Source organism: Neisseria sp. HMSC078H04, from assembly GCF_001838135.1.
Classification (GTDB): Bacteria; Pseudomonadota; Gammaproteobacteria; order Burkholderiales; family Neisseriaceae; genus Neisseria.
Window position 1 is genome coordinate 40,553 of sequence record NZ_KV835852.1, and the last position, 16,406, is coordinate 56,958.

Annotated in this window: 12 protein-coding genes; 10 read left to right on the forward strand and 2 right to left on the reverse strand. The window is 48.8% G+C overall.

What is annotated here, in order from left to right:
- The 10 genes from sdhA to sucD all read left to right on the forward strand — a co-directional run bounded on the left by sdhA (nucleotide 1) and on the right by sucD (nucleotide 12,814).
- Nucleotides 1-1,764 carry a succinate dehydrogenase flavoprotein subunit gene (gene sdhA / locus HMPREF2560_RS08990; protein ID WP_070608055.1) on the forward strand — a complete coding sequence of 588 codons (1,764 nt, stop codon included), beginning with the start codon at nucleotides 1-3 and terminating at the stop codon, nucleotides 1,762-1,764.
- 119 nt (nucleotides 1,765-1,883) lie between these two features.
- Nucleotides 1,884-2,591, forward strand: coding sequence for a succinate dehydrogenase iron-sulfur subunit (locus HMPREF2560_RS08995; RefSeq protein ID WP_003678833.1), 708 nt, complete (start codon nucleotides 1,884-1,886; stop codon nucleotides 2,589-2,591).
- A 3-nt stretch (nucleotides 2,592-2,594) separates the two neighbouring features.
- A complete protein-coding gene (locus tag HMPREF2560_RS09000; RefSeq protein WP_003678830.1) occupies nucleotides 2,595-2,843 on the forward strand; it encodes an FAD assembly factor SdhE in 249 nt (82 codons plus the stop codon).
- Between the two features lie 124 nt (nucleotides 2,844-2,967).
- Nucleotides 2,968-4,251, forward strand: coding sequence for a citrate synthase (gltA, locus tag HMPREF2560_RS09005; RefSeq protein ID WP_070608054.1), 1,284 nt, complete (start codon nucleotides 2,968-2,970; stop codon nucleotides 4,249-4,251).
- A 209-nt stretch (nucleotides 4,252-4,460) separates the two neighbouring features.
- Nucleotides 4,461-7,289 carry a 2-oxoglutarate dehydrogenase E1 component gene (locus tag HMPREF2560_RS09010; protein WP_070734680.1) on the forward strand — a complete coding sequence of 943 codons (2,829 nt, stop codon included), beginning with the start codon at nucleotides 4,461-4,463 and terminating at the stop codon, nucleotides 7,287-7,289.
- A 99-nt stretch (nucleotides 7,290-7,388) separates the two neighbouring features.
- Nucleotides 7,389-8,570: a 2-oxoglutarate dehydrogenase complex dihydrolipoyllysine-residue succinyltransferase gene (gene odhB, locus HMPREF2560_RS09015; RefSeq protein ID WP_070734678.1), complete on the forward strand. Its 1,182-nt coding sequence runs from the start codon at nucleotides 7,389-7,391 to the stop codon at nucleotides 8,568-8,570.
- A 259-nt stretch (nucleotides 8,571-8,829) separates the two neighbouring features.
- Nucleotides 8,830-10,263: a dihydrolipoyl dehydrogenase gene (lpdA, locus tag HMPREF2560_RS09020; protein ID WP_002217382.1), complete on the forward strand. Its 1,434-nt coding sequence runs from the start codon at nucleotides 8,830-8,832 to the stop codon at nucleotides 10,261-10,263.
- A gap of 124 nt (nucleotides 10,264-10,387) precedes the next feature.
- On the forward strand, nucleotides 10,388-10,675 hold the full coding sequence (locus HMPREF2560_RS09025; RefSeq protein ID WP_004519272.1) for a hypothetical protein: 288 nt from the start codon (nucleotides 10,388-10,390) through the stop codon (nucleotides 10,673-10,675).
- A 17-nt stretch (nucleotides 10,676-10,692) separates the two neighbouring features.
- A complete protein-coding gene (gene sucC / locus HMPREF2560_RS09030) occupies nucleotides 10,693-11,913 on the forward strand; it encodes an ADP-forming succinate--CoA ligase subunit beta (protein ID WP_349267193.1) in 1,221 nt (406 codons plus the stop codon).
- 10 nt (nucleotides 11,914-11,923) lie between these two features.
- Entirely contained in the window at nucleotides 11,924-12,814 is an 891-nt protein-coding gene (sucD, locus tag HMPREF2560_RS09035; RefSeq protein ID WP_002244992.1) for a succinate--CoA ligase subunit alpha, read from the forward strand.
- A 167-nt stretch (nucleotides 12,815-12,981) separates the two neighbouring features.
- Here the strand turns inward: sucD and HMPREF2560_RS09040 are convergent, their stop codons facing one another.
- Together HMPREF2560_RS09040 and HMPREF2560_RS09045 are read right to left on the reverse strand one after the other, a co-directional pair.
- Nucleotides 12,982-14,220 carry a GIY-YIG nuclease family protein gene (locus tag HMPREF2560_RS09040; protein ID WP_079453799.1) on the reverse strand — a complete coding sequence of 413 codons (1,239 nt, stop codon included), beginning with the start codon at nucleotides 14,218-14,220 and terminating at the stop codon, nucleotides 12,982-12,984.
- 2 nt (nucleotides 14,221-14,222) lie between these two features.
- On the reverse strand, nucleotides 14,223-16,361 hold the full coding sequence (locus HMPREF2560_RS09045) for a helicase-related protein (protein ID WP_210400421.1): 2,139 nt from the start codon (nucleotides 16,359-16,361) through the stop codon (nucleotides 14,223-14,225).
- Between the last annotated feature and the right edge of the window lie 45 nt (nucleotides 16,362-16,406).

Consider the following 16,406-nt stretch of genomic DNA (forward strand, 5'->3'; position numbering starts at 1 on the left):
ATGAGTTTTCCTGTTCGTAAGTTTGATGCCGTGATTGTTGGCGGTGGTGGTGCAGGTTTACGCGCAGCCCTCCAATTGTCTAAATCTGGTTTGAATTGTGCTGTTTTGTCTAAAGTGTTCCCGACCCGTTCTCATACCGTGGCGGCTCAGGGCGGTATTTCTGCTTCATTGGGTAATGTGCAGGAAGACCGTTGGGATTGGCACATGTACGATACCGTAAAAGGTTCCGACTGGCTGGGCGACCAAGATGCGATTGAGTTTATGTGTCGCGCCGCGCCTGAGGCAGTGATTGAATTGGAACACATGGGTATGCCTTTTGACCGTGTGGAAAGCGGTAAAATCTACCAGCGTCCTTTCGGTGGCCATACTGCCGAACACGGTAAACGTGCGGTAGAACGTGCATGTGCGGTTGCCGACCGTACCGGTCATGCGATGTTGCATACTTTGTACCAACAAAACGTCCGTGCCAATACACAATTCTTTGTGGAATGGACAGCGCAAGATTTGATTCGTGATGAAAACGGCGACGTAGTCGGTGTAACCGCCATGGAAATGGAAACCGGCGAAGTTTATATTTTCCACGCTAAAGCCGTGATGTTCGCTACCGGCGGTGGCGGTCGTATTTATGCGTCTTCTACCAATGCCTATATGAATACCGGCGACGGTTTGGGTATTTGTGCGCGTGCGGGCATTCCGTTGGAAGATATGGAATTCTGGCAATTCCACCCGACCGGTGTGGCAGGTGCAGGCGTGTTGATTACCGAAGGCGTACGCGGTGAGGGTGGTATTCTGTTGAATGCCGACGGCGAGCGCTTTATGGAACGCTATGCACCGACCGTAAAAGACTTGGCTTCGCGCGACGTGGTTTCCCGTGCGATGGCGATGGAAATCTACGAAGGTCGTGGTTGTGGCAAAAACAAAGACCATGTATTGCTGAAAATCGACCATATCGGCGCTGAAAAAATTATGGAAAAACTGCCGGGCATCCGCGAGATTTCCATCCAGTTTGCCGGTATCGACCCGATTAAAGACCCGATTCCCGTTGTGCCGACTACTCACTACATGATGGGCGGTATTCCAACTAACTATCACGGCGAAGTTGTTGTTCCGCAAGGTGAAGATTACGAAGTACCTGTAAAAGGTCTGTATGCGGCAGGTGAATGCGCTTGTGCTTCCGTGCACGGTGCAAACCGCTTGGGTACTAACTCCCTGTTAGACTTGGTGGTATTCGGTAAAGCTGCCGGCGACAGCATGATTAAATTCATCAAAGAGCAAAGCGACTGGAAACCTCTGCCTGCTAATGCCGGTGAATTGACCCGCCAACGTATCGAGCGTTTGGATAATCAAACTGGCGGCGAAAACGTTGATGCATTGCGTCGCGAACTGCAACGCTCCGTACAACTGCACGCCGGTGTGTTCCGTACCGATGAGATTCTGAGCAAAGGCGTTCGAGAAATCATGGAGATTGCCGAGCGCGTGAAACGTACTGAAATCAAAGATAAGAGCAAAGTGTGGAATACCGCGCGTATCGAAGCTTTGGAATTGGATAATCTGATTGAAGTAGCGAAAGCGACTTTGGTGTCCGCCGAAGCGCGTAAAGAATCGCGCGGCGCACACGCTTCAGACGACCATCCTGAGCGCGATGACGAAAACTGGATGAAACATACCCTGTATCATTCAGATACCAATACTTTGTCTTACAAACCGGTACATACCAAGCCTTTGAGCGTGGAATACATCAAACCGGCTAAACGCGTTTATTGATGAGTTTTCAGACGGCCTTTACCTTAAAGGCCGTCTGAAACCTAACCATACCCACATTGAACTGCTTGAATTCATAATACAAAATCATTGAGCAGTTTATGAGAAAAGGAACACTTCTCATGGAAAAAATGAGTTTTGAAATTTACCGTTACAACCCGGACGTTGATGCCAAACCTTATATGCAACGTTACGAGTTGGAATTGGAACCAACCGACGTTAAGCTTTTGGACGCTTTAGTGCGCCTGAAAGCACAAGACGATACATTGTCTTTCCGCCGTTCTTGCCGCGAAGGTATTTGCGGTTCTGACGGTATGAACATCAACGGTAAAAACGGCTTGGCATGTCTGACCGATCTGCGCAGCCTGAAACAGCCGGTTAAAATCCGTCCTCTGCCAGGTCTGCCTGTTATCCGCGACCTGATTGTGGATATGACCCAGTTCTTCAAACAATATCACTCCATCAAACCTTACGTTGTCAACGATAATCCTATCGATGCGGACAAAGAGCGTCTGCAAACTCAGGAAGAGCGTAAAGAGTTGGACGGTTTGTACGAGTGTATTTTGTGCGCCTGCTGTTCGACTGCCTGCCCATCATTCTGGTGGAATCCTGATAAATTCGTTGGTCCGTCTGGCTTGCTGAATGCTTACCGTTTCATTGCGGATAGCCGTGATACCATCACTAATGAGCGTTTGGATAACCTGAACGACCCATACCGTTTGTTCCGTTGCCACACCATTATGAACTGCGTAGACGTATGTCCTAAACACTTGAATCCGACCCGAGCCATCGGTAAGATTAAAGAGATTATGTTGAAACGAGCCGTTTAAGAAATGATGGTTTTTGACGATATTGCCAAACGGAAAATCCGTTTTCAAACCCGCCGGGGATTGTTGGAATTAGATTTAATCTTCGGCAGGTTCATGGAAAAAGAATTCGAGCACCTGAGTGATCAGGAGTTGTCCGAATTTTCCGAAATCCTCGAATTTCAAGACCAAGAGTTGCTTGCCTTGATTAACGGACATTCGGCGACGGACAAGAAACACCTGATTCCCATGCTTGAAAAAATCAGACAGGCATGACGTGTTATAGAGCTTGTTTGCGATGCCAATCCGAACAAGCTCTTTCCATACTGAGGCCGTCTGAAAAAAAGGACCGTGCCGCTTGGGCGGCAACGAAAGCCCCAACTTACAAAGGAGTTTAAGAATGTCTAAATCAGTCAAGCTCACCACCCCAAATCAAGAGACCTTGGAACTGCCAGTATTGGAAGCAAGTATCGGCCATGATGTGGTTGATATTCGTACTTTGACTAAAAATACAGGTCTGTTTTCCTTCGATCCCGGATTCGTGTCCACTGCAAGTTGCGAATCTAAAATCACTTATATTGATGGCGATGAAGGTCTGTTGTATTACCGTGGTTATCCTATCGAGCAGCTGGCCGAAAAATCTGATTACTTGGAAGTTTGCTACCTGTTGATTTACGGCGAACTGCCTACCCCTGAACAGAAAAAAGAATTTGATGCTACAGTCAGCCACCATACTATGGTGCATGAACAGTTGACTTGGTTCTTCCGCGGTTTTCGCCGTGATGCGCATCCGATGGCAATGATGGTGGGTGTGGTTGGCGCGCTGTCTGCGTTCTATCAAGACAGCTTGGATATTACCAATCCTGAACACCGCAAAATCGCGATTTACCGCTTAATCTCCAAAATTCCGACCATTGCGGCAATGTGTTACCGTTATTCCAACGGTTTGCCGTTCAATTATCCAAAAAATAACCTTTCTTATGCTGAAAACTTCTTGCACATGATGTTTGCCACACCGTGTGAAGAATACAAACCTAATCCAGTATTGGCTCGCGCGCTCGACCGTATCTTTATTTTGCATGCCGATCACGAGCAAAACGCGTCAACTTCAACCGTACGTTTGGCCGGTTCTTCCGGCGCGAACCCGTTTGCCTGTATCGCTGCCGGTATCGCCTGTCTGTGGGGTGCTTCACACGGCGGTGCAAACGAGGCCGTGTTGAAAATGTTGGATGAAATCGGCGATGTTTCGAATGTTGCTGAATACATGGAAGGCGTGAAACAACGCAGATACCGTCTGATGGGATTCGGTCACCGCGTATACCGCAATATGGACCCTCGCGCCAGTATCATGCGCGAGACCTGTTATGAAGTCTTGAAAGAATTGGGCTTGGAAGATAGTCCTAAATTCAAGCTGGCGATGGAATTGGAACAAATTGCACTGAAAGACCCATTCTTTGTTGAACGCAAGCTGTATCCAAACGTCGATTTCTACTCCGGTATCGTCTTGTCCGCATTGGGTATTCCAACTGAAATGTTTACCGTTATCTTCGCATTGTCGCGCAGTGTAGGTTGGATTTCTCATTGGCATGAAATGATTAGCGATCCGGCACTGAAAATCGGTCGCCCACGTCAACTGTATACCGGTGCAGAGCGTCGCGATTACGTTCCGGTAGATAAACGCTAATAAACAATACATTAATATATTGTTGAAAAGTCGTTTGAAAAAATCGAATTGCCGTTTTCAATGAGGTTGGTCGTAATTAATTAAGTTGATAGCAGGTAATTTGATTTGAAATAGGGTAGAATAAAGTGTCATTTCAGACGGCCTGAATTCCGTTCGGAGAACACGGGATTCTACCCTTTGTTTATATTTTAAAGAAAAGAGCTCACGCCATGATGGACGAAAAACTCAATTTCTCTTATCTGTTTGGTTCTAATGCGCCATACATCGAGGAGTTGTATGAAAAGTTTCTGGATAATCCGGAATCTGTCGATGAAAAATGGAAACAGTACTTTACCGATTTGAGTAAACAGCCGGGCGCAGTCGCTGTCGATGTTGCCCATACACCGATTCGTGAATCATTTGCCACTTTGGCTAAAAAGAAAATTGCCGCAGCCGTCGCAGGCGGTGTGGATGAGGCAATGATGAAAAAGCAAGTCAGTGTTTTGCGACTGATTTCTGCCTATCGTATCCAAGGCGTGGGTGCAGCCCAACTTGATCCGCTCAAACGTATTCCTCCTCAAAATATTGAAGCTCTCGATCCTAAATTCCACGGTCTGTCAGATGCCGATATGGCGCTTCAGTTCAATATGGGTGAGGGCGATTTTTCCGGTCAGAGCAAACTGCCTCTGTCCCAAATCATCAGCAACCTCAAACAAACCTACTGCGGCCATATCGCGGTAGAGTACATCTACATTCCAAATACCGAAGAGCGCCGCTGGGTTCGCAATTATTTTGAAAGCGTACTGTCTACGCCAAGCTACAACGTTGAACAAAAACGCCGTATCTTGAAAGAAATGACTGCTGCCGAAACTCTGGAACGTTACCTGCATACCAAATATGTTGGTCAAAAACGCTTTGGTGTAGAAGGCGGCGAAAGCGCGATTGCCGGTTTGAACTACCTGATTCAAAACGCCGGTAAAGATGGTGTGGAAGAAGTCATCATCGGTATGGCACACCGTGGCCGTCTGAATGTTTTGGTTAACATTTTAGGCAAAAAACCGGCTGATCTGTTTGCCGAATTCGAAGGCCGTGCCGAAATCAAATTGCCTAGCGGCGACGTGAAATACCATATGGGCTTCAGCTCCGATATCGCCACTCCGCATGGCCCGATGCATGTTTCTTTGGCGTTCAACCCGTCACACTTGGAAATTGTTAACCCGGTAGTGGAAGGTTCTGCACGCGCCAAACAAAAACGTTTGGGCGAAAACGGTCGCGATAAAGTCTTGCCGGTATTGATTCACGGTGACTCCGCATTTATCGGTTTGGGTGTTAACCAAGCGACATTCAACCTGTCTAAAACACGCGGTTATACCACCGGCGGTACTGTTCACATCGTGATCAACAACCAAATCGGCTTTACGACTTCTGATACCCGCGATACCCGTTCAACCGTACACTGTACCGATATCGCGAAAATGGTTTCCGCTCCGGTTATCCATGTGAACGGCGATGATCCTGAACGCGTTTGCTTTGCCATCCAAGCTGCCTTGGATTACCGCAAAAAATTCCATAAAGACATCGTGGTCGACGTTGTCTGCTACCGTAAATGGGGCCACAACGAGGGCGATGATCCGACCTTGACCCAACCGATGATGTACAAAAAAGTATCGCAACACCCAGGTGCGCGTGCTTTGTACACCGAGCAACTGATTGCTGAAGGCGTGGTAACTCAAGCTGAGGCTGACGGTTACATCCAAGCCTACCGTGATGCTTTGGACAAAGGCGAACATGTTGAACAAACAACTTTGAGCAACTTCCAACGCACACAAATCGACTGGAGCAAATACCAAGGCAAAGATTGGCGCGAAAAAATCGAAACCGGTTTGCCTGCCGCCGACATTGAGCGTCTTACCGAGAAGTTTACCGCCGTACCAGAAGGCTTTGCCCTGCATCCGACTGCAAAACGTGTGATTGAAGCGCGTAAAGCAATGGCATCCGGCAAGCAAGCCATCGACTGGGGTATGGCCGAAACCTTGGCATACGCAAGCCTGCTGACCAAAGGTCATGGCGTGCGTATCTCTGGTGAGGACTCCGGCCGCGGTACATTCTCACACCGTCATGCCGTTCTGCACGATCAAAAACGCGAAAAATGGGACGACGGTACTTATGTTCCTCTGCGCCATATGGGCGAAGGCATGGGCGAGTTCCTGGTTATCGACTCCATTTTGAACGAAGAAGCCGTGATGGCGTTCGAGTACGGCTTTGCCTGCTCCGCACCTGACAAGCTGACCATTTGGGAAGCTCAATTCGGTGACTTCGCCAACGGCGCGCAAGTGACTATTGACCAATTCCTGTCTTCAGGCGAAACCAAGTGGGGTCGCTTGTGCGGTCTGACCACCATCCTGCCGCACGGCTACGATGGTCAAGGCCCTGAGCACTCTTCTGCACGCGTAGAACGTTGGTTGCAACTGTGTTCTGAGAACAATATGCAAGTCATCATGCCGTCTGAAGCGTCGCAAATGTTCCACCTCTTGCAACGTCAAGTCTTGGGTTCATACCGCAAACCGCTGGTGATTTTCATGTCCAAACGCCTGTTGCGCTTTAAAGGTGCAATGAGCCCGCTGGAAAACTTCACCGAAGGTTCGACTTTCCGTCCGGTTATCGGCGATACCGCCGAACGCGCAAGCAACGATAGCGTGAAACGCGTGGTATTGTGTGCCGGTCAGGTTTACTATGACTTGGAAGCTGGCCGTGCCGAGCGTAAACTGGAAGATGATGTTGCTATCGTCCGCGTTGAGCAGCTGTATCCGTTCCCATACGACGAGGTTAAAGCTGAACTGGCGAAACATCCGAACGCAAAATCTGTGGTTTGGGCACAAGAAGAGCCGAAAAACCAAGGAGCGTTCTACCAAATCCGCCACCGCATCGAAGACGTTATCAGCGAAGAGCAAAAACTGTCTTATGCCGGTCGTCCAAGCAGCGCATCGCCTGCAGTGGGCTACTCAAGCAAACACATTGCTCAATTGAAACAATTGGTTGAAGACGCTTTGGCATTGTAAACCAAGTAGCATTCCGTCTGAGTCTGCTCAGGCGGAATGCCCATATGCAGAATTAAAAACACACAACAGGCCGTCTGAAAGGGCCATTGGAGACACAAAATGATTATTGATGTAAAAGTACCTATGCTGTCTGAAAGCGTATCTGAAGGCACGCTCTTGGAATGGAAGAAAAAAGTTGGCGAAGCAGTTGCCCGTGACGAAATCCTGATCGATATCGAAACTGACAAAGTGGTTTTGGAAGTACCTTCTCCACAAGCCGGCGTATTGGTTGAAATCGTAGCGCAAGACGGTGAAACCGTTGTCGCCGACCAAGTTTTGGCCCGTATCGATACAGCTGCTACTGCCGCTGCTGAAGCACCTACAGCCGCTCCTGTAGAAGCAGCCCCAGCTGCCGCTCCTGCTGCTGCACAAAACAACGCCGCGATGCCTGCCGCCGCCAAACTGGCTGCCGAGACCGGTGTTGACGTGAACGCATTGCAAGGTTCTGGCCGTGACGGTCGCGTATTGAAAGAAGACGTACAAAATGCCGCTGCCAAACCTGCAGCAGCCGCAGCCCCTGCCGTTGCACTTCCTGCCGGCGCACGTCCTGAAGAACGCGTACCAATGAGCCGCCTGCGTGCCCGTGTTGCAGAACGCCTCTTGGCTTCTCAACAAGAAAACGCCATTTTGACTACATTCAACGAAGTCAACATGAAACCGATCATGGACTTGCGTGCGAAGTACAAAGATAAATTCGAGAAAGAACACGGCGTGAAATTGGGCTTTATGTCCTTCTTCGTTAAAGCCGCTGTTGCCGCCCTGAAAAAATACCCGGTTGTGAATGCTTCTGTTGACGGCAAAGACATCGTTTACCACGGCTACTTCGACATCGGTATCGCAATTGGCAGTCCACGCGGTTTGGTTGTACCAATCCTGCGCGATGCCGACCAAATGAGCATTGCCGACATCGAACAAGCAATTGTTGATTACGCGAAAAAAGCAAAAGACGGCAAAATCGCTATCGAAGATCTGACCGGCGGTACATTCAGTATTACCAACGGCGGTACTTTTGGTTCTATGATGTCCACCCCGATCATCAACCCGCCTCAATCTGCGATTTTGGGTATGCACGCTACTAAAGAGCGTGCCGTGGTTGAAAACGGTCAAGTTGTTGTCCGTCCAATGATGTATCTGGCTCTGTCTTACGACCACCGTATCATCGACGGCCGCGAAGCTGTATTGACCTTGGTAGCCATTAAAGACGCGTTGGAAGACCCAGCTCGCCTGTTGTTGGATCTGTAATCGTTTCAGACGGCCTTTTATTTGTTAATGAAAAGGCCGTCTGAATTTTTATTTAGATGTAGCGTAATGTAGTATCGTGCTACAATAGGCTCAACGAACGATTGAGGCCGTCTGAAACATTTGATTCGAATGAATCGACAGATATGGACTTTCAGACGGCCTTTTCTTAAAACCATCAAAACGCAGTCATTCAAAATAAAAAAGAAACAAAAAGTATCGTTTTTATTTTGAGATACTGCAAAAAGCAAAGGATGACACGATGTCTCAATATGATGTAGTAGTGATTGGTGCTGGCCCGGGCGGATACGTTGCCGCCATCCGTGCCGCGCAACTGGGTTTCAAAACCGCTTGCGTTGATGCAGGCGTTAACAAAGCAGGCAATGCCCCTGCATTGGGCGGTACTTGCTTGAACGTAGGCTGTATCCCTTCTAAAGCCCTGTTGCAATCCAGCGAACATTTTCATGCTGCGCAACACGATTTTGCCGAACACGGTATCACTGTCGGCGACGTAAAATTCGACGCGGCCAAAATGATTGAGCGCAAAGATGCCATCGTGACCAAGCTGACCGGCGGCGTGAAATTCCTGTTCCAAAAAAACAAAGTAACCAGCCTGTTCGGTACTGCTTCCTTTGCCGGTAAAAATGGCGATGCTTACCAAATCGAAGTTGATAACAAAGGCGAGAAAACTGTTATTGAAGCCAAACACGTCATTGTAGCCACCGGTTCCGTACCGCGTCCGCTGCCACAAGTCGCTATCGACAACGTGAACGTGTTGGACAACGAAGGCGCATTGAACCTGACCGAAGTACCTGCCAAACTTGGCGTGATCGGTTCCGGCGTGATTGGTTTGGAAATGGGTTCCGTATGGAACCGCGTGGGTGCAGAAGTTACTATTCTTGAAGCTGCGCCGACCTTCCTGGCTGCCGCAGACCAACAAATCGCCAAAGAAGCCTTCAAATACTTCACTAAAGAGCAAGGTTTGAGCATCGAATTGGGCGTGAAAATCGGCGACATCAAATCTGAAGGCAAAGGCGTTTCCGTTGCTTACGAAACTGCTGCCGGCGAAGCCAAAACCGAAGTATTCGACAAACTGATCGTTGCCATCGGCCGTATTCCAAACACCAAAGGCCTGAACGCCGAAGCCGTAGGCTTGGAAAAAGACGAACGCGGCTTTATCAAAGTGGATGGCGAATGCCGTACCAACCTGCCTAACGTATGGGCAATTGGCGACGTGGTTCGCGGCCCGATGTTGGCACACAAAGCCAGCGACGAAGGCGTTGCCGTTGCCGAGCGCATTGCCGGTCAAAAACCGCATATCGACTTCAACAACGTACCATTCGTGATTTACACCGACCCTGAAATCGCTTGGGTGGGTAAAACTGAAGAGCAGCTCAAAGCCGAAGGCGTGGAGTACAAAAAAGGTACTTCAGGTTTCGGTGCAAACGGTCGCGCATTGGCAATGGGCAAAGCCAAAGGTACGGTTAAAGTATTGGCAGATGCCAAAACCGACCGCATCTTGGGCGTACACATGATCGGCCCGGTTGTCAGCGAATTGGTTACCGAAGGCGTGACTGCGCTCGAATTCTTCGCCAGCAGCGAAGACATCGCACGCATTATCCATGCCCACCCAACCTTGTCCGAAGTGGTTCACGAAGCTGCATTGGCGGCCGACAAACGCGCTTTGCACGGTTGATAGACATTAAGGCCGTCTGAAACTTTTCAGACGGTCTTAAGGCCTTTGACAAATTGAATGTTCCGAGAGCTTCGTTTTCTGATTTATAATTCCGTCAGACAAACAAACAGCATTTACATTCATTATGAACAAAGAAATAGTCGGTATTTTCTTTATACCGATGGGCATCATCAGCATGTGTATGGCCGCATTGTGGCAGATGTATGTGATGATGACCGAAACTTATACGCTCAACCGTTTCAAAGATAAAGAATTGGTTTGGCGCGTGGCATTGTTGTTTATCAGTTTCAGCCTTGCCGTTTATCTGCTCTGCCCGAATTCGCGTAAAAAAGGCATTGTCTTTTTTATTCTCGGAGGAGGCGGCGCAACCATGTATCTGCTGGCGCGGATGTGGTTGCCCTTCAGTAAATAGTAGGGCCGTCTGAAAATATGGGATTGGCCGCAGGGCGATTCCTAAAACCCACTCACCTTAAGGAGAAATCCATGAATTTACACGAGTATCAGGCTAAAGAACTGCTGGCTAGCTACGGTTTGCCCGTACAAGGCGGTATTTTGGCACACAACGGCGAAGAAGCCGCTGCAGCTTACGACAAATTGGGCGGCAAATTCGCTGTTGTCAAAGCACAAGTACACGCCGGCGGCCGCGGTAAAGCGGGCGGCGTAAAAGTCGTTAAAAGCCGCGAAGAAGCTAAAGAAGTGGCTGAAAGCCTGATTGGCACCAACTTGGTAACTTACCAAACCGATGCCAACGGCCAACCTGTCAACAGCGTTTTGGTTTGCGAAGACATGTATCCTGTTCAAACCGAGCTGTACTTGGGCGCAGTGGTTGACCGTTCTACCCGCCGCATTACATTCATGGCTTCTACCGAAGGCGGCGTGGAAATCGAAAAAGTTGCTGCCGAAACTCCAGAAAAAATCTTCAAAGTAACCGTTGATCCGCTGGTCGGCCTGCAACCTTGCCAAGCTCGCGAAGTTGCGTTCCAACTGGGCTTGAAAGACAAACAAATCAACGAGTTTGTTAAACTGATGACCGGCGCGTACAAAGCGTTTGTCGAAAACGACTTCGCACTGTTTGAAGTAAACCCATTGGCAGTTCGCGAAAACGGCGCACTGGCTTGCGTGGACGGCAAAATCGGCATCGACAGCAACGCGCTCTACCGCCTGCCAAAAATCGCTGAATTGCGCGACAAATCTCAAGAAAACGAACGTGAGCTGAAAGCTTCTGAATTCGACCTGAACTATGTTGCCTTGGAAGGTAACATCGGCTGTATGGTTAACGGTGCCGGTTTGGCGATGGCTACTATGGACATCATCAAACTCAAAGGCGGCCAGCCTGCCAACTTCTTGGACGTTGGTGGTGGCGCAACCAAAGACCGCGTGGTTGAAGCGTTCAAACTGATTCTGGAAGACAAATCCGTTAAAGGCGTATTGATCAACATCTTCGGCGGTATCGTACGTTGCGACATGATTGCGGAAGCCATCGTGGCAGCCGTTAAAGAAATCAACGTCAACGTTCCTGTCGTTGTTCGTTTGGAAGGTAACAACGCCGAACTCGGCGCGAAAATCCTGAACGAATCAGGTCTGAAACTGACTTCTGCAGACGGCCTGAATGACGCAGCCGAAAAAATTGTTGCAGCCGTAAACGCCTAAGGAGAAAAGAATGAGCGTATTGATTAATAAAGACACCAAAGTATTGGTTCAAGGTTTCACCGGTAAAAACGGTACTTTCCACTCCGAACAAGCTCTGGCTTACGGCACTAAGGTTGTCGGCGGCGTTACTCCAGGTAAAGGCGGTCAAACCCACCTGGATCTGCCTGTATTCAACACCATGAAAGAAGCCGTTAAAGAAACCGGCGCGGACGCATCTGTAATTTACGTCCCAGCTCCGTTTGTTTTGGACTCTATCGTTGAAGCAGTTGATTCAGGCGTAGGCTTGGTCGTTGTGATTACCGAAGGCGTGCCTACTTTAGACATGCTCAAAGCCAAACGTTACTTGGAAACCAACGGCAACGGTACCCGCTTGGTCGGCCCTAACTGCCCGGGCGTGATTACTCCGGGTGAGTGCAAAATCGGTATTATGCCGGGCCACATCCACACTCCAGGCCGCATCGGTATTATTTCTCGTTCCGGTACATTGACTTACGAAGCCGTGGCACAAACCACCAAACTGGGCTTGGGTCAATCAACCTGTATCGGTATCGGCGGTGACCCGATTCCTGGTATGAACCAAATCGACGCACTGAAACTCTTCCAAGAAGACCCAGATACTGACGCCATCATCATGATCGGTGAAATCGGCGGTACTGCGGAAGAAGAAGCAGCCGAATACATCCAATCCAACGTAACCAAACCTGTTGTAGGTTACATCGCTGGTGTTACCGCTCCTAAAGGCAAACGTATGGGCCACGCCGGTGCGATTATTTCCGGCGGTAAAGGTACTGCCGAAGAAAAATTCGCCGCTTTCGAAAAAGCCGGTATCGCTTACACCCGCAGCCCTGCCGAGTTGGGCACTACCATGCTGGAAGTGTTGAAAGCAAAAGGTTTGGCATAAGACTTAAATCTTTAAGCTGAATTGAAAAGGCCGTCTGAAGTTTTCAGACGGCCTTTAATTTAAGGGATAAATGGCAGATAAGAATACATTTTTGCAAATCAAACCAATGTTGGGAATGACAGTGCCGAAAGGGCATATGGATAGAATCCCCTAATTGTTAAACTGTTTTACTTCATCAGTTTTTGAACGATTTTCCCAGTTGTGTTGTCCATTCGGTATTGGTTAATTGTACCGTTGACAATATATTCAGCGGCTTTTTCAATGACATCCAATCCGACATCAAACCATTCGTTTGGGATGTAACTTTTCCCGTCTTTTCCCATTAAACGGATATTCAGTTTTTGCGCAGCAAAGAAGGCGTGCAATAAACGCTCGAACGTATGCGGATTGATATTGCGACATTCAAAAGACAATACAGGGACAACTTTGCTTTCCAAGAAAGCAGTATCGCTTTCCGCATTAGCGATTCTGTTTTCCACCGTATCCGTCGTGAAGCCTATTTTATAGAGATTTTTATAGGCGGCAAACTGCGGTTTGGGCTGAAGCAGTTTAACGATGTAAAGGTGTCCTGTTACCAAATCCGGCTGAATATCGGCGGTCAAAATATCCGGCAGGGCTTCAGTATCAGCCAGCATGACTTTTTTACCGTTTTCATCTTTATAGACAGCGCGGGCGAGCGAGCGGGTTAGGATGTTGGATTCCGTCCCATTTTCATAAATAACGCGCAACCGTCTGTTTCCTCTTGTACTTTTCCTGTCTTCCGTCTCCGCAAAATCAGCGACGTAACACAAGGCCCCGTGTAATAGGAACACATCGCCCGGCTGAAGGAAGGTTTCAGTTTTGAGGCGTTCAAAATGGGCTTTACCGTGTTTGAGCATGTGGTGGATTTGTTTGAACCAAGCTTCAAACCGCCAAAAGTCCGTACAGGGTTGCCGTACCGCATTGTCTTCGTCCGTATAGGGAGCCCCATTTATCGTCCGCTGTTGGATGTGTTCTATCCTGAAAATATCCGTATTGCCCACGTCAAGCAGGTTTAAATCGTCATTGTTGAAGATGTCTTCCAGCGTAACCACATTTTCAGCTTTGCAGCATTCCGTTTTTTCAGACGGCCTTAGCAGATTGAGCGTATCGTATTGTCGGAGGGTTTCACAATGCTGTTTGTTGTTCAGCAAGGCTTGCCATTTTCTGTCTAAAATTTTTTCATCCAAATTACCGTCTTTATTCGGTAAACGTCCATGCCGTCTGAAAAACGATTCGACTTCGCCGAATGTTTGTAAAACCATCGCATCGGCATCGGCTTTGGCGGCAATCGGTTTGACATCGGCAAGCAGGCCTAAATCGTCATGATTGAAAATATCGTCCAAGCTGTTAATTTTAGAATCAACGCGCATACCTTTTAGCAACATATTCAGCCCCTTGCCATGCGTTCCGCTTTTTTGTTGCGGATATAGATTAAGGCCTCGCCCATGCGTTTTTCCAAGGGGTCGTCTGAATCTTTGTCAGGCATCCGATTGTTGGTGCGGACAAATTCATTGATACGCGGCCACAGCATAGCGGCTTCGTCTTCCGTCATTTGGATGCGGTCAGCCTGTACATAATCCTGAATCGCTTTCAACAGCGGCGCGTCCACATTTTTGGACAAGACTTCATATGCGTCCCTGAAAGGATTGACTTCGCGGATTAAATCCACATTCAACCTATCTACATTGATAAATTTTTCGCCGACTTTGACAAAGCGGTTGTCAGCGGTTTTGACTTCGCCTGTTTGCAGATTTTTGATTTTCGCGTTGTCAGGCAAATCTCGTTCCCTGACAGTTTCTTCAACAGAATAACTCTGCCCGGCTTCTTGCAACTTAACCGTATCGACAAAAAAATCTCCCTGCCTGATATAGGTTTTTTCGCCTTCGATAAGCGCGTTGTCGGGCAAATCCTTGCCGTCTTTGATACCGCCGCCCTGCGTTACCGCCATTTTAGTCAGCGTCCCTTGCACGATTTGGTCTTGCTCTTCTACCGACAGCTCGGGATAACGGCAGGCAACAATCTTCGGAAGCGCGGTTTCATTGATGGCAGAAGCAGGCGTGTCTTCCTGAATATAGCGTTTGGCATTTTGCGTATCCTGTACCAACGCAGCGATAAGGTCGTCTGAATCCTTATTCAGAATATCGACGACTTTTTTAGAGGCGGACAGCGTCGTATCGTCGATAATCACATCGCCCGGATTGGGCTGTTCATCCGGCCTCATATCAGAGCGGCGGCGGAAAGTGATATTGGGCGCCAACACCTGCTCCATCAGCAGCGACAGCGTAATCGCCTTCAAAAGATTATTAACCGACACTTTGACATCTTCATCTGTCGCATCAGGCTGCGCAATCAGATTGGTAAATTGAGCATGGGTTTTCCCCTCGCAATCCCGAGTGGCGCGACCGATGATTTGGACGACTTCCGTCATCGAGCTGCGGTAGCCTATGGTCAGCACATGCTCGCAATAGGGCCAGTCGAACCCCTCCTTCGCCATACCCAGCGCAATAATAATATCCATATCATCGCGCGATTTGATATTGCGTAAATATGCCTGGATTAAAGAACGGTCGGATGTTTTACGGTCGTCCACCAAGTCCGCCAGTTTCAGCAGCCTGCCGTCATGGGCTTTGACCGTGATGATGCCTGTTTCGCGGTCTTTTTCCACAAATTCGCCCAAGGTGTCGATGATATGGTCGACTGCCGAATACTTATCGACCGCCGCTTCGCCTGAATTGACGTTGGGAATATGGATAATCGTCTTTTTCGACGGATCGAGCACTTCGCCCAAAGCATCGAGATAGCGGCCTTGGTAGAAGTGGTAGCCCAATCCCAGAGATTTCAAATATCGGTAGCCGTTGAGTTGTTCGTAGTAGGTATAGGTTACTTTTTCAAACTTAGCTTCGTCTTCTTCGCTCAAAATCGGTACAGCGTCGCCTCGGAAATACGAGCCGGTCATGGCGATAATATGAGCCGAAGAGTTGCGCATGATTTCGTCCAAGACTGCGCCCAAACGGTTGTTTTCTTCCGCAGAAACATGATGGAACTCGTCAATCGCCACCAGCGTGTCATTAAATGCCCCGACATCTGCGAGTTTGTCGAAGGCAAAGCGGAAAGTCGCATGGGTGCAGACCAAAACTTGGTCGTTGCCGCGCATAAAGCGGATAAAGGCATCCACTTTGCCTTGGTCTTTATCGTCGCCGCTGCCCGTGCAGAGATTGTTTTCCGGCTTGACGCGCCAATCGGCAAAAAAGCCGTGTTTCGCCAATTCGGTATCGGCAAACGAGCCGCCGATGGACATTTCGGGTACGGCGATAATCGCTTTTTTGATGCCTTGATGGGCCAGCTTGTCCAAAGCCAAAAACATCAGCGCGCGGGATTTGCCTGAGGCGGGCGGCGCTTTGAGCAGCAGATATTGCGCGTCGCGCTTGGCAAACGCTTTGGCCTGCATTTCGCGCATGCCCATATTGTTTGGTTTGGTGCTGTTACCGGTTTGTCCGTATTCGACGTGGAGCAGGGGGATAGTCAAGATATTTTCCTTTTAAAGACGGTGATGTCGGGGCAAAGATGCCGT

Excerpts from the sequence above, each read along its gene's own strand:
- lpdA (WP_002217382.1), top strand. The coding sequence starts at position 8,830 with ATGTCTCAATATGATGTAGTAGTGATTGGTGCTGGCCCGGGCGGATAC.
- HMPREF2560_RS09025 (WP_004519272.1), top strand. The coding sequence starts at position 10,388 with ATGAACAAAGAAATAGTCGGTATTTTCTTTATACCGATGGGCATCATC.
- gltA (WP_070608054.1), top strand. The coding sequence starts at position 2,968 with ATGTCTAAATCAGTCAAGCTCACCACCCCAAATCAAGAGACCTTGGAA.
- HMPREF2560_RS08995 (WP_003678833.1), top strand. The coding sequence starts at position 1,884 with ATGGAAAAAATGAGTTTTGAAATTTACCGTTACAACCCGGACGTTGAT.
- sdhA (WP_070608055.1), top strand. The coding sequence starts at position 1 with ATGAGTTTTCCTGTTCGTAAGTTTGATGCCGTGATTGTTGGCGGTGGT.
- HMPREF2560_RS09010 (WP_070734680.1), top strand. The coding sequence starts at position 4,461 with ATGATGGACGAAAAACTCAATTTCTCTTATCTGTTTGGTTCTAATGCG.
- HMPREF2560_RS09000 (WP_003678830.1), top strand. The coding sequence starts at position 2,595 with ATGATGGTTTTTGACGATATTGCCAAACGGAAAATCCGTTTTCAAACC.
- sucC (WP_349267193.1), top strand. The coding sequence starts at position 10,693 with ATGGGATTGGCCGCAGGGCGATTCCTAAAACCCACTCACCTTAAGGAG.
- odhB (WP_070734678.1), top strand. The coding sequence starts at position 7,389 with ATGATTATTGATGTAAAAGTACCTATGCTGTCTGAAAGCGTATCTGAA.
- sucD (WP_002244992.1), top strand. The coding sequence starts at position 11,924 with ATGAGCGTATTGATTAATAAAGACACCAAAGTATTGGTTCAAGGTTTC.
- HMPREF2560_RS09040 (WP_079453799.1), bottom strand. The coding sequence starts at position 14,220 with ATGTTGCTAAAAGGTATGCGCGTTGATTCTAAAATTAACAGCTTGGAC.